Annotated in this window: 13 protein-coding genes; 10 read left to right on the top strand and 3 right to left on the bottom strand. The window is 64.2% G+C overall.

What is annotated here, in order from left to right:
- Positions 1-27: 27 nt before the first annotated feature.
- Complete coding sequence (locus BUE21_RS04275) at positions 28-636, bottom strand: TetR/AcrR family transcriptional regulator (RefSeq protein ID WP_073355036.1); 609 nt, start codon at positions 634-636, stop codon at positions 28-30.
- A 96-nt stretch (positions 637-732) separates the two neighbouring features.
- Between BUE21_RS04275 and BUE21_RS04270 the strand changes: the two genes are divergently transcribed.
- The 7 genes from BUE21_RS04270 (at position 733) to BUE21_RS04240 (ending at position 7,396) form a co-directional block, all read left to right on the top strand.
- Positions 733-2,058, top strand: coding sequence for an NAD(P)/FAD-dependent oxidoreductase (locus tag BUE21_RS04270; protein ID WP_073355034.1), 1,326 nt, complete (start codon positions 733-735; stop codon positions 2,056-2,058).
- 2 nt (positions 2,059-2,060) lie between these two features.
- On the top strand, positions 2,061-2,864 hold the full coding sequence (locus BUE21_RS04265) for a DUF1365 domain-containing protein (protein WP_073355031.1): 804 nt from the start codon (positions 2,061-2,063) through the stop codon (positions 2,862-2,864).
- Positions 2,861-4,084, top strand: a complete 1,224-nt coding sequence (locus tag BUE21_RS04260; protein ID WP_073355028.1) for an SAM-dependent methyltransferase — start codon at positions 2,861-2,863, stop codon at positions 4,082-4,084. The genes BUE21_RS04265 and BUE21_RS04260 overlap by 4 nt, the downstream gene beginning before the upstream one ends.
- A 104-nt stretch (positions 4,085-4,188) precedes the next feature.
- On the top strand, positions 4,189-4,773 hold the full coding sequence (locus BUE21_RS04255; protein ID WP_073355026.1) for a chalcone isomerase family protein: 585 nt from the start codon (positions 4,189-4,191) through the stop codon (positions 4,771-4,773).
- Complete coding sequence (locus BUE21_RS04250; protein ID WP_073355023.1) at positions 4,770-6,137, top strand: MFS transporter; 1,368 nt, start codon at positions 4,770-4,772, stop codon at positions 6,135-6,137. The genes BUE21_RS04255 and BUE21_RS04250 overlap by 4 nt, the downstream gene beginning before the upstream one ends.
- 24 nt (positions 6,138-6,161) lie before the next feature.
- Positions 6,162-6,944, top strand: coding sequence for an SDR family NAD(P)-dependent oxidoreductase (locus BUE21_RS04245; RefSeq protein WP_073355021.1), 783 nt, complete (start codon positions 6,162-6,164; stop codon positions 6,942-6,944).
- Between the two features lie 20 nt (positions 6,945-6,964).
- Positions 6,965-7,396, top strand: a complete 432-nt coding sequence (locus tag BUE21_RS04240) for a nuclear transport factor 2 family protein (protein WP_073355018.1) — start codon at positions 6,965-6,967, stop codon at positions 7,394-7,396.
- A 9-nt stretch (positions 7,397-7,405) separates the two neighbouring features.
- Here BUE21_RS04240 and BUE21_RS04235 read toward each other — a convergent pair whose 3' ends face one another.
- Positions 7,406-7,837 (bottom strand): divergent PAP2 family protein, encoded by a 432-nt coding sequence (locus BUE21_RS04235; RefSeq protein WP_073355146.1) that lies wholly within the window; start codon positions 7,835-7,837, stop codon positions 7,406-7,408.
- 32 nt (positions 7,838-7,869) lie between these two features.
- The gene (locus BUE21_RS04230) at positions 7,870-8,787 is read right to left on the bottom strand and encodes a decaprenyl-phosphate phosphoribosyltransferase (protein WP_268767821.1); all 918 of its coding nucleotides are present in this window, start codon (positions 8,785-8,787) and stop codon (positions 7,870-7,872) included.
- 22 nt (positions 8,788-8,809) lie between these two features.
- Here BUE21_RS04230 and BUE21_RS04225 point away from each other — a divergent pair, with 22 nt between their 5' ends.
- From BUE21_RS04225 to BUE21_RS04215, 3 genes are read left to right on the top strand one after another with little or no spacing between them, the layout of a single operon-like run.
- Positions 8,810-9,205 (top strand): GtrA family protein, encoded by a 396-nt coding sequence (locus BUE21_RS04225; RefSeq protein WP_073355012.1) that lies wholly within the window; start codon positions 8,810-8,812, stop codon positions 9,203-9,205.
- Positions 9,186-11,138, top strand: coding sequence for a hypothetical protein (locus BUE21_RS04220; RefSeq protein ID WP_073355009.1), 1,953 nt, complete (start codon positions 9,186-9,188; stop codon positions 11,136-11,138). The genes BUE21_RS04225 and BUE21_RS04220 overlap by 20 nt, the downstream gene beginning before the upstream one ends.
- Positions 11,135-12,472, top strand: a complete 1,338-nt coding sequence (locus tag BUE21_RS04215; RefSeq protein WP_234971045.1) for an FAD-binding oxidoreductase — start codon at positions 11,135-11,137, stop codon at positions 12,470-12,472. The genes BUE21_RS04220 and BUE21_RS04215 overlap by 4 nt, the downstream gene beginning before the upstream one ends.
- The last annotated feature ends 5 nt before the right edge of the window (positions 12,473-12,477 follow it).

Below are 12,477 nucleotides of genomic sequence, written 5' to 3'. Positions count from 1 at the left end.
ATCGAAGGTCATTGGCATGGAGTGGCTTCAAGCCCGAATGCCCTCGAAGCAAACGCTGAGCATGTGCCCGATGATGTCCTCATCGGGCATTTTGGCGTACAGGCGCAGGTATTCGACTGCCGGGTCGCAGGTGCGTGCGTAGTAGCTGTAGAGGATGACATCGTCGGGCAGGTCGTGGCGCAGTTGCCCGGCTTTCTTGCCGGCCTGGACGATTTTCTTCAACCGCATGTTCAGTTGCAGGGCAGCGGCAACGTAGCGCAGGTTGCGCGTGAGCATGTCGCGCACATGGGCACTGGTGGAAGGCAGGAATGGCAGGCCGCCATCCAGGCGCACCCGCATGGCCCACTCCAGCAGGGCACTGAGTTGTTGCAGCGGGCTGAGGGCGGCATCCAGGCCATCCAGAAAGGCCTGCGCTTCTTGCAGCAGGCGCAGCATGGCAGCTCCGGCCAGTTCCTCCTTGGATTTGAAGTGCTTGTACAGGCTGGGCTTGGAGATGCCGACGGCCAGTGCGACATCGTCCATGGTCATCAGGTCAAAGCCTTTGCTGGCGAAAAGCTGGGTGGTGGCATCCAGGATGGCATCTTCGCGCAGGCGAAAGGCTTGGTCCTTGAAGCTCAATTTGGCAAAAATACTCATTGGTAGGTATGCTACTGTGTAGTAAACTATTTTCCGAATGAGTAAATTTACTGCATTCACGGTTTTATTTCCACCTTTGTTTGAGCACGATTGCGCATGAACCCTGCTGCATCCACTTCCGCTGCCCCCGGCGCGGCCCCTGTTCTGCCTCCTGGCCAGCGTGTCGCGGTGGTCGGCGCAGGCATTGCCGGTCTGGCCACAGCCTATCTGCTGGCGCGCCAGCACCGCGTCACCCTGTTCGAGGCCGAGCACCGGCTGGGCGGGCACACGCACACGGTGGATGTGACGCTGGAGGGCCGCACGGCCCCGGTGGATACGGGCTTTCTGGTGTTCAACGAACGCACTTATCCGAATTTGCTGGCCCTGTTGGCCGAACTGGGCGTGGCCAGCGTAGCCAGCCAGATGTCGTTTGGCGTGTCGCTGGATGGCGGGCGGCTGGAATGGGCTGGCACGAATCTGAATACGGTGTTTGCGCAGCGGCGCAATGTGTTTTCGCCGCGTTTCTGGAGCATGTTGCGCGATATTCTGCGTTTTCACCGCGAAGCCGTGCAGTGGCTGGAGCAAGGCGGTGGCGCAAGCAGCCTTTCGCTGGGTGAGTTGCTGCAACAGGGTGGCTATGGCAGGGCCTTCCGGGACGATTACCTGTTGCCGATGGCAGCGGCGATCTGGTCGAGTACGCCCGCTGCCATTCTGGCGTTTCCAGCCGCCACCTTTGTGCGCTTTTGCACCAACCACGCGCTGTTGCAGGTAAACGACCGGCCCCAGTGGTTCACGGTGGCAGGCGGCGGGCGCAGCTATGTGCAGCGCATTGCCGCCAGCCTGGCCGATGTGCGCACGGCCTGCCCGGTTCAGAGCGTGCAGCGGCAGGCGCAAGGCGTGATGGTGCAGACTGCGGCAGGCTCCGAGGTGTTCGATGCGGTGGTGCTGGCCAGCCACGCCCCCGATTCGCTGGCACTGCTGTCCGATGCCAGCGCGCTGGAGCGGCAGGTGCTGGGTGCGGTGCAATACCAGCCCAATACCGCTGTGCTGCACACCGATGCGGCCTTGCTGCCGCAACGCCGGGCGGTGCAGTCCGCCTGGAATTACCTGGGCTGCCAGAATGCCGACGGTCAGCGGCCCGTGTGCGTGAGCTACCTCATCAACCGCCTGCAACCGCTGCCATTCCAGACGCCTGTGGTGGTGACACTCAATCCGATCACAGCACCCCGCCCCGATACGGTGCTGGCCACGCACCACTACGCGCACCCGGTCTTCGATGCCGCCGCCATTGCCGCACAGCAACGCCTGCCCGATTTGCAGGGGCAACGCCGCACTTGGTTTGCGGGAGCCTGGGCAGGCTATGGCTTTCACGAAGATGGTCTGCGCTCGGCCTTGCAGGTGGCGCGTGACTTCGGGGTGTTGCCGCATTGGGGCAGGCCATGACGATGCAGTCTGCCGCCGAGATCATTGTCGGCACGGTGGTGCACGAACGCCTGCGCCCCTGCCTGCACCGCTTTCACTACCCGGTGTTTTGCCTGCGGCTGAATCTGGCGCGTCTGGACGAGCTGCAAGGCCGCTGGTTCGGCATCGACCGCTGGCGGCCCCTGAGCCTGCGCACAGCCGACCACGGCGCGCGCGATGGCGGCGATCTGCTGGCATGGATTCGGCAATTGCTGCACAGTGCGGGCCGCCCGCACGACGGGGCTGCCGTGCACCTGCAAACGTTTCCGCGCGTCTTCGGCCATGGCTTCAACCCGGTGAGCTTCTGGCATTGCCACGATGCCCAGGGTGCGCTGCGCTCGGTGCTGGCAGAGGTGAACAACACATTCGGCGAGCACCATCTGTACCTGCTGCACACCAGCGACGGCACTGCCATCACCGCGCACAGCGAATTGCAATGCCGCAAGGTGTTTCATGTGTCGCCGTTCTGCCCGGTGGAAGGGCACTACCGGTTCCGTTTTCGGGACAGCGGCTCGACACGCTTTGCCAGCATCCATTACCACGATGCCCAGGGCCTGCTGATGCGCACCAGCATTGGAGGCCGCTGCCTGCCTTTCACGGCCACCAACCTGCGCCGCTGCCTGCTGCGCCAGCCCTTGCTGACGCTGGGGGTGGTGGCACGCATTCACTGGCAAGCCCTGCGCCTGTGGCTGCGAAAAGTGCCATTCCTGCGCAAACCCGCACCGCCTGCGCAGTTGCTGAGCCAGACCGAAACCATTGCCACCGCCCCATCGAAGGAACTGCCGTGACCCGCACCCAGACTTTGCCCCCCTCTGCCATTGCCGCCACGCGGCGCATTCCTGCCGCTGCGCGGGTATTCCTCTCGCTGCTGGAGCGTTTGCAGCACGGGCATCTGCGTCTGCGCACCCCCGATGGCCGCTGGCTGGAATTCGGCTCTTCCGGAGCCGATCGACTGTGTGCGGAACTGCACCTGCACGACTGGCGCGCCTGCGGGCAGATTCTCTCGGCCGGGGACATTGGCCTGGCCCATGCCTGGCGCGACGGCCAGATCGACAGCCCCGATCCCACGGCCCTGCTGCGCCTGGCCATCCGCAACGATGCGGTGCTGCAACAGGCCCTGTTCGGCACCTGGCTGGCCCGCAGCTGGTTCTGGCTGCAACACCGCCTGCGCCCGAATTCGCGCACAGGCAGTCGCAAGAACATCCACGCCCACTACGATCTGGGCAACGCCTTTTACCGGCTCTGGCTGGATGAGTCGATGACCTATTCTGCCGCCTGCTTCGATGGCGACCACAGCCGCCCACTGGCACAGGCACAGGCGGCCAAGTACCAGCGCATCATCGATCTGCTGGATTTGCAGCCCGGCCAGCGCGTGCTGGAAATCGGCTGCGGCTGGGGTGGTTTTGCGCACCATGCAGCGCGCCAGGGCATTGCCGTGCATGGCGTGACCATTTCGCCAGCGCAACTGCAATGGGCACAGCAACGCCTGCGTGCCGATGGGCTGGACGATCTGGCGCGACTGGAGCTGTGCGACTACCGCCAATTGCAAGGCCAGTACGATGCGATTGTCTCCATCGAGATGTTCGAGGCCGTCGGGCAGGCCTACTGGCCGGGCTATTTCCAGACCCTGCGCCAGCGGTTGCGACCGGGTGGCAAGGCGGTGGTGCAGTCCATCACCATCGATGAGCGGCATTTTGCGCGCTACCGCGAAAGCAGCGACTTCATCCGCGAGTTCATTTTTCCCGGCGGCATGCTGCCCAGCCCGCAACGCCTGGTGGAGGCCGCGCAGTGGCAGGGCTTGCAGCACCTGCACACCCATGCCTTCGGGGCCGACTATGCCCAGACCCTGCGACGCTGGCGCGCCGCTTTTGTGCAACAACGCGATGCCATTGCCGCCCAGGGGTTTGATGAATCGTTTCTGCGCCTGTGGCTGCTGTACCTGTGCTATTGCGAAGCGGGCTTCGACGAAGGCCGCACCGATGTATGCCACTTCGTGCTGCAAGCCTGACAGGGCGGCCTGCACCACTGGTACTGCCACGGCCTGATAGTTTCCGCCCAGCGGATACGCACAGAGATTGTGAACGCGCTCCCCCACTCCCTGGAGACCCGCCCATGCAACGCCGCACCCTGCTGCTCTCGCTCTCGTCCCTGCCTCTGTGGCATGCGGCACTGCCCGCACTCGCCAATGGCCCGGCCCAGGTCGCTCCTGCCTGGCACGAGGCCCTGCCCCATGCCCGCCTGCTGGGGCAGGGAGATTTTCGCTGGCTGGGGCTGCGCCTCTACACCGCGCGGTTGTGGGTGGATGCAGACTGGCCCAAGCACAGCCCGGCCATGACCACTGCCCCGTGGCAAGATCATCGCTTCGTGCTGGCCCTGGACTACCACCGGCGCATTCGGCGCGATCAGTTCGTCGATGCCAGCCTGGAGGAAATCGCCCGCATTGGCGAGCCGCCCTCCACTGCCAGCCAGCGACTGGCCTGGCAAGCGGCCATGCAACAGGCCTGGCAGGATGTGCAGCCGGGCGACCAGCTCTGTGGCCTGCACCTGCCCGGTCAGGGCTGCCGTTTCTACAGCCGGCACCGCCACCTGGCCGACATCCCCGATGCCCACTTTGCGCAGGCTTTCTTCGCCATCTGGCTGCACTCGCGCACCCGCGATGCGGCACTGCGCCGCCAGTTGCTGGGACTGGTGGCATGACTGCCGCGCCCCCTTCCCTGGCAGTACAGGGCAGGCACATGGCAGCCTATGGGCTGCTGGGCTGGCCATTGGCAATGGCGGCCATGCCGGTGTACCTGCAAGCACCCAGCCACTACAGCGGTTCGCTGGGCCTGCCGCTTGCACTGACCGGTGCGGTGCTGTTTCTGGCCCGACTGGTGGACACCGTGCAAGACCCGTGGCTGGGTCGCTGGATCGGCACCTGGGCGCAAAGGCGGCAACTGCCCGTCGCACTGTGGCTGGCCGCCACCCTGCTGGCCGTCTCGTTTGCCGGCCTGTGGCTGCCCCCTGCACTGCCCACCGGCGGGCTGGCACTCTGGCTGGGTGCGATGCTGATACTGGCCTGCACGGCCCACAGCGTGCTGCACATTGCCCACCTGTGCTGGGGCGCACGCCTTGGCCCTGGCCCTGACACGGCCTCTCTGGCGTCGCCTCACGCGCCAGATGCCGAAGGCTGGTCACAGCCACAGGCATCCCTGGCCACCGCAGCCGCCCGCGCACTGCAACAGCGCGCCGCCGCCTGGCGCGAAGGGCTGGGCCTGGCGGGAGTCGTCTGCGCCAGCACCCTGGGCGTGTGGCTGGTGCAACAGCACACCCAGGCATGGGCCTTGCCGGGCTATGCCCTGCTGTTCGCGCTGTTGCTGGGCCTGGGCCTGTGGCTGTTGCTGCGCCATGCACCGCCGTGGCATTCCATGGCGCAGGCCCGCAATACGGGCTGGCGGCGTGCCTGGAGCCATGCCCCGTTCCGGCACATGCTGCTGCCGTACTTTCTCAACGCGCTGTCGGCGGCGTTGCCCGCCACGCTGGTGCTGTTCTTCATTGAAGACCGGCTTCAGGCTGCGGGCTGGGCGGGCGCATTTCTGGCCATGTACTTCCTGGCGGCAGCCGCCAGCCTGCCCTGGTGGAACCGACTCGCACGGCGGCACGGCATGGTGCGGGCATGGCAGAGCGGCATGCGGATGGCAGTGCTGGGGTTTGCCATCACCCCATGGCTGGGGCCAGACACGGCCTGGGTCTTCGCCCTGGTGTGCCTGCTCACCGGCTGGTCGCTGGGGGCCGATCTGGTGCTGCCGCCGGTACTGTTGGCACGCCGCATTCCGGCCCATGCCCAGCCTGGCAGTTACTACGGCCTCAGCCACCTGCTGGGCAAGCTGGCATTGGCCAGTTCTGCACTCGCGCTGCCGCTGCTGGCCGCACTGGGCTACCAGCCCGGCAACGACACGGAAAGCCGCACCCTGTGGCTGGGCTGGCTGTATGCCGGCCTGCCCTGTGCCTGCAAGCTGTGGGCACTGTGGAGCCTGCATCCGCTGGCCCTACAGGAAAAACACGATCAACAGCCCCTCTAAGCCCCACGCCCTGAAAGACCTGCCATGTTCCAACCACTCAACCCCCGCATCTCCCACTGGGCAGGCCGCAAGGTCTGGATCATCGGCGCGTCCAGCGGCATCGGCGCGGCACTGGCACAGGCGCTGCTGGAGCAGGGAGCACAGGTGGCATTGAGTGCCCGCTCCCGTGCCGGCTTGCAGGCCAGCGCAGGCTCGCACCCGCAAGCCCTGGTGCTGCCGCTGGAAGCCACCGACCCCGCTGCCTGGCAGGACTGCCACGAGCAGTTGCTGCGGCACTGGAAAGGCGCAGCGGACTGCGTGATCTTCTGTGCCGCCAGCTACCGCCCCGAACGCAGTTGGGAGCTGGAGCCGCACCAGACCCGCCAGACCCTGGAGACCAATGTCGCCAGCATCTACTATGGCCTGCAACAGGTGTTGCCCAGCCTGCTGCAACAGGGGCATGGTGGGCTGGTGATTCTGGCGAGCGTGGCAGGCTACCTGGGGCTGCCCGGTGCCACCGTGTACGGCCCCAGCAAGGCCGCGCTCATCAATCTGGCGGAACTGCTGTACTGCGAACTGCGCCCACGCGGACTGGGCGTATACCTGGTCAATCCCGGCTTTGTGCGCACCCGCCTGACGGCACGCAACACCTTTGCCATGCCCGCCCTGCAAACCCCGCAACAGGCTGCACAGGCCATTCTGGCCGGCATGGCGCGTGGCAGGTTTGAAATCAGCTTTCCGCGTCGCTTCACCGGCTGGTTGCGCTTGCTGCAATACCTGCCCTATCGCTGGCGTTTCGCCATTCTGGCCCGTGCCCTGAAACCCTGAACCCCGACTTCCTTCGCACCATGACTGCTCCGCGACTGCCCGAACTGCTGGCCTGTTATGCCACCCTCGCACCCACGAACCTGGATGCCCTGGTGCAGTGCTACACCCCCGATGCCCGGTTCAGAGACCCGTTCCACGACGTGCAGGGGCAGGCGGCCATTCGCGCCATCTTCGCTCACATGTTCGCCGCCAGCGAGCAGCCGCGTTTCGTCATCACCGAACAGCAACTGGCCGGGGCCACAGCCTTCGTCACCTGGCGGTTTCATTTCGGTCTGCGTGGCCACGACTACTGCATCGAAGGCGCAACCCGCTTCGGTTTTGCCGCCGATGGCCGCGTCTGCTGCCACCGCGACTACTGGGATGCTGCCGAAGAACTGTTCCAGAAGCTGCCCCTGGTCGGCCCGCCCATCGCCTGGCTGCGCAGGCGTTTCCGGGCGACTGGGACATACTGAACCGAACCGTCAGCCTGTCACGGCATGCACCACCCAGGCCACCAGCACCCCCACACCCACACCCGCGAGAATCTCCCAGCGGCTATGTCCCATGCGTTCGCGCAGCGGCTGGGCGGTGGACTGGCCCGCACTGACTGTATGGGTTTGCAAGCGGTTGATCGCTTCGGCATGTTTGCCCACCTGGCGGCGCAGGCTGTTGGCATCGAGCATGACGATGAACGCCAGTGTCAGGGCCACGCCAAAGGCCGGGTGATCGATGCCCTCGCGCAGGGCAATCAAGGCCGCCATGCTGCTGACAATGGCACTGTGGTTGCTGGGCATGCCACCATAGCCAATCAGCCCGAAGGCTGGTTTTCCCGCCTTGAGGCTGTTGATGGCGAACTTGCTGATGCCGGCAACCAGCCAGGCCGCGAATGGAGTGATGGCGTAGGATAAATCCATGATCTGCTTTCTGCTATTTGTGCTGCTTGGCTTCACGCCATTGTCGAGACAATCGCCCAGGCACAGGCCAGCACCCACAGCAGCACGGTCAGCAGCAATTGCCAATCGGACAGCAGTACATCGGTGGGAGACTCGCCGCCATCGAGCTTTTCCACCACATACCAGTAGCGAAACAGGCCAAACAGCACCAGCGGCACGGTCAGCACCAGCTCGGGCCGCGCCTCCATGACGAACATGCTGTAGAACACCAGCGCGCCGGTGGCCGACATCTCGGCATAGCGATCCACCAGCGACACCGAATAACGCTCCAGCACCTTGCGTCCATCCGAACCGCTGGAGACCAGTTCCTGGCGACGCTTGACGGCGGCCAGATACAGCGCGAGACACAGCGTGGTGATGAACATCCAACCCGAGACCGGCATGGTCAGGGCCATGGCACCGGCATAGACGCGCAATACAAAGCCAATCGCAATCGTGAAGATATCGAGTACCGGCTGGTGCTTGAGCACGAAGGTGTAGGCCAGGTTCATCAGCAGGTAGCCCAGGATGACAATCACCACCTGCGGCATGTGGAACCAGCCCACAATCAGGATGGCGTACAACACCACCAGCCCCGCCAAGGCCACCGGCACGCTCACCGCGCCGGATGCCAGCGGCCTGCTGCGGGACTTTTTCGGGTGGCGGCGGTCGGCCTCGATGTCCTTGAGGTCATTGACGATGTAGGTGGCCGAGGATGCCACGCAGAACAGCACCATGGCCAGCAGGGCATTGCCAATGGATTGCGCATCCAGAAACAGGCCGGAAAACACCAGCGGAGCCAACACAAAACCATTCTTCACCCATTGCCGGGGACGCATCAGCTGGAGCATCCCTCTCGTTTGCGTGGCAACCGTGCGGTTGCGGGTATCATCCATTCTTTTATTCCTTTGGTGCTTTGCAGTTCTGTCCAGTGCGCGGCATCGCCTTCAAGAGATGAAGCTCGCCATTACCTATGCGATTCTCGCACTGATTGCCACGGTCACGAATATCGGCGCGCAGGATGGGCTGCTGCGCCTGTACAGCGGCCCCTACGCCGTGCCGCTGTCCATACTGGTGGGCACAGCAGTGGGTCTGGTGGTCAAGTACCTGCTGGACAAACGCTACATCTTCCACTTCCGCGCCCACAATGCCGCCCACGATGGCCAGACCTTCGTGCTCTACACCATCATGGGCCTGCTCACCACAGCCATCTTCTGGGGCTTCGAGTGGGGCTTTCATCTGGCATTCGAGAGCAAGGAAATGCGCTATCTGGGCGGCGTGATCGGTCTGGCGATCGGCTACTGGATCAAGTACCACCTCGACAAGAAGTATGTTTTCCGACAGAAATGACGGCCGGGCCAGCAAGGCCCATCCGGAGAAATACCTGCTGCTGCTCGTGGCCCTCGGGGTTTATCTTCTGGTGGTACTGCGCACCGCCTGGATTTCGGACGATGCCGCCATCACACTGCGCACGGTGCTGAACTTCCTGCACGGGCACGGTGCGCGCTTCAACATGGATGAGCGGGTTCAGGCCTACACGCACCCCGTCTGGTTCCTGCTGCTGTCGCTGTGCGCGCTGGTTTTCAAGAATGTGTTCGTGGCCACATTCGTGCTGTCCATCGGTGTGTCGCTGGCAGCCGCATGGGCGTTGCTGACCCGTCTGAATGCCAGCGCAGGTGCAGTGGCAGTGGCCGCCGCCTGCCTGATTCTCTCGCGGGCGTTCATCGATTACTCCACCTCCGGGCTGGAGAACCCACTCTCCCACCTGCTGGTGTTGGCGTGCTACCTGTTCTTCCTGCGGTCCTGGCAGCAGCCCGATTTCCGCCATGCCGCCATGTTCTTCACTGGCTGCTCGCTGCTCTACCTGAACCGCCCTGACCTGCTGGTGATGTTGGCTCCGCTGGGCACGGCCCTGCTGCTGCGCCACCTGTGGGCAGGCAGGCCATTCTGGCTGGCCGTGGTGGCCGGGGGCATGCCAGTCGTGGTCTGGACGCTGTTCTCCATGTATTACTACGGCTTTCCATTCCCCAATACCGCGTATGCCAAGCTGGGCGCTGGCATTGCCCTGGATGAACGCTTTGCGCAGGGCATCACCTATCTGCTCCACAGCCTCGACCGGGATCCGCTGACGCTGTTCGTCATCTTCTGCGGCGTGTGCATTGGCCTGTGGCAATCGCTCGACAGAAAGTTGCTGGCACTGGGCATCGTGCTCTACCTGTTCTATGTGGCCAGCATTGGGGGCGACTTCATGGAAGGCCGCTTTCTCACCGTGCCCTTTTTCGCAGCCCTGATGATTCTGATTCAGTGCCGCCTCACCCAGGCGCAAACCGCTGGCCTGCTCGCGGCCATTCTGGGGCTGGGGCTGCTGGGCGTGGAGCAATCCACGTTGCGAAGCAATTCAGATTATTCCAATGGCGGCATCGATGCCAACGGCATTACCGACGAACGCGGCCACTACTACCACCTGTATGGACTGCTGGGATTCCAGAAAAACTTTGCCGCCCTGACGGAAATGACCCGCCACTATCCCCAAAGCCACGAACGCCCGGCTACACCCCAGGAAGTCAAGCTGATCTGCGGTGGACTGGGCTTCAGCGGCATCCGCGAGCCGGGCACGCATTTCATCGACATCTGTGCCCTGTCAGACCCTCTGCTGTCGCGCATTCCCGCCCAGTTCAATCCCCATTGGCGCATCGGCCATTTCAATCGGCAGGTTCCCACGGGGTATATGCAGAGCATTCAGGCCAACCAGAACCTGCTCGACGAGCCTGCCATGCGGGATTTCTACGAACCCATCCGCACCATCACCCGCGCGCCGCTGAACGACATGTCACGCCTGCGGGAAATCTGGAACATCCACACTTCCGCCAGAAAGCAGCCGGATTTCCATGAATATGTGCATGGCTACATCCCGCAGTTGCCCGCCAGCGATTCACTGCACCTGAGCGATCTGACCCACATCGTGGAAGACGGCACACCGCACAACGCGCCGGGCAACCACCGGTTCGAGCACAGCCTCGACGTGCTGCTGGAGCAGCCACAGGCGTTCCAAAGCATCGACGTCAGTTTCGACAACAACGACCGCTATACCATCCTGGTGGAATCGGCTGGCCGATGGCATGTCGTGGCACGCATGGAACCGGCCTACACTGCTGGCATGGCACGCCACCGACTGTCAGTGCCCGCCGGCACTCCGGTGGCTGACCGCCTGCGCATCGTGGCCGAAGGCGGGGATGCAACCTATGTCATCGGACATCTCATTCTGGGAACCAATACACCATGAAAGAGCGTGACATGGCAGCACAGGTACAGAGCGTCACCTCCTGGGGCCGCCTGTGGGCGATGCCGCACCAGTGTGTGGCTCTGGACGACCCCGCCACTGCATCCCGGTACATCGGCCACAGCTCCCTGCCGGGTCTGGCCTTCGGCATGGGGCGCAGTTACGGCGATGTGGGCCTCAATCCGCACGGCACCCTGTGGCAGACCAGCGGGATGAATCGCTTCGTGGCCTTCGATGCCGCCACCGGCGACCTGCGCTGTGAAGCTGGTGTGCTGCTGCGCGACATTCAGCGCGTGTTCGTCCCGCAGGGCTGGATGCTGCCCGTCACGCCCGGTACCCAGATCGTCACCGTGGGCGGCGCGATTGCCAATGACGTACACGGCAAGAACCACCACGTTCAGGGTTCTTTCGGCCACCATGTGCAATCTTTCACCCTGGTGCGCACCGATGGGCAGGTGCTGGAATGCAGCCGGGAGCGCACGCCGCAATGGTTTGCGGCCACCGTCGGCGGCATGGGGCTGACGGGGGTCATCACCGAAGCGACCATTCGCCTGCGGCGCGTGGCCGGGCCGTGGCTGCAAGCGCAGACGGTTCCCTATGCCGGGCTGGACGAATTCTTCCGGCTGGCCCATGACTCCGAACAGGACTGGGAACACACCGTATCCTGGATCGACTGCCTCTCCAGCCAGCAGCGTGGCCTGTTCATGCGCGCGCGGCCACTGCAACAGGCACGCCCCGATGTGCCACTGCCCCACCCCAGGGAACGCCGGTTGCCCTTCACCCCGCCGTTTTCGCTGGTCAATGGGCTGTCGCTGAAACCCTTCAACGAGATGTACTACCGCCTGAATGCCCGCAAGGCGCGGGCGGACATCGGCATCGTTCACTACGAGCAATACTCCTACCCGCTCGATGGCCTGCTGGAATGGAACCGCATGTACGGCCCCAAGGGCTTCTACCAGTACCAGAGTGCCATTCCCGCCGCACACGCCCAAGCGGCCACCCACGCCATGTTGCAGGAGATTGCCCGCAGCGGCAGCGGCTCCTTCCTGGCTGTGCTCAAGACCTTCGGCCCGCAAGCCTCGCTGGGCATGCTGGGCTTTCCACTGCCCGGTGCCACCACCCTGGCACTGGACTTTCCCAATCACGATACCCCGACCCTGGCCCTGCTGGAGCGGCTGGATGCCATCGTGCGCGAAGCCGGGGGTCGCATTTACCCGGCCAAGGATGCGCGCATGTCCCGCGCCCTGTTCCAGACGGGCTACCCGCGCCTGCCCGAATTTCTGCCCCTGCGCGACCCCGGCATCGGCTCCAGCCTCTCGCGCAGACTCATCGACTGAAGAAA

It is taken from the genome of Lampropedia hyalina DSM 16112, from assembly GCF_900129055.1.
Taxonomy (GTDB): domain Bacteria; phylum Pseudomonadota; class Gammaproteobacteria; order Burkholderiales; family Burkholderiaceae_C; genus Lampropedia; species Lampropedia hyalina.
Note: the sequence above shows the minus strand (reverse complement) of the source record. Positions and strands in the feature narration are given on the sequence as shown.

What these genes read in the sequence shown, in the direction of transcription:
- BUE21_RS04215 (WP_234971045.1), top strand. Translation starts at nt 11,135, where the DNA reads ATGAAAGAGCGTGACATGGCAGCACAGGTACAGAGCGTCACCTCCTGG.
- BUE21_RS04240 (WP_073355018.1), top strand. Translation starts at nt 6,965, where the DNA reads ATGACTGCTCCGCGACTGCCCGAACTGCTGGCCTGTTATGCCACCCTC.
- BUE21_RS04255 (WP_073355026.1), top strand. Translation starts at nt 4,189, where the DNA reads ATGCAACGCCGCACCCTGCTGCTCTCGCTCTCGTCCCTGCCTCTGTGG.
- BUE21_RS04245 (WP_073355021.1), top strand. Translation starts at nt 6,162, where the DNA reads ATGTTCCAACCACTCAACCCCCGCATCTCCCACTGGGCAGGCCGCAAG.
- BUE21_RS04225 (WP_073355012.1), top strand. Translation starts at nt 8,810, where the DNA reads ATGAAGCTCGCCATTACCTATGCGATTCTCGCACTGATTGCCACGGTC.
- BUE21_RS04275 (WP_073355036.1), bottom strand. Translation starts at nt 636, where the DNA reads ATGAGTATTTTTGCCAAATTGAGCTTCAAGGACCAAGCCTTTCGCCTG.
- BUE21_RS04250 (WP_073355023.1), top strand. Translation starts at nt 4,770, where the DNA reads ATGACTGCCGCGCCCCCTTCCCTGGCAGTACAGGGCAGGCACATGGCA.
- BUE21_RS04265 (WP_073355031.1), top strand. Translation starts at nt 2,061, where the DNA reads ATGCAGTCTGCCGCCGAGATCATTGTCGGCACGGTGGTGCACGAACGC.
- BUE21_RS04270 (WP_073355034.1), top strand. Translation starts at nt 733, where the DNA reads ATGAACCCTGCTGCATCCACTTCCGCTGCCCCCGGCGCGGCCCCTGTT.
- BUE21_RS04235 (WP_073355146.1), bottom strand. Translation starts at nt 7,837, where the DNA reads ATGGATTTATCCTACGCCATCACTCCATTCGCGGCCTGGCTGGTTGCC.
- BUE21_RS04220 (WP_073355009.1), top strand. Translation starts at nt 9,186, where the DNA reads ATGTTTTCCGACAGAAATGACGGCCGGGCCAGCAAGGCCCATCCGGAG.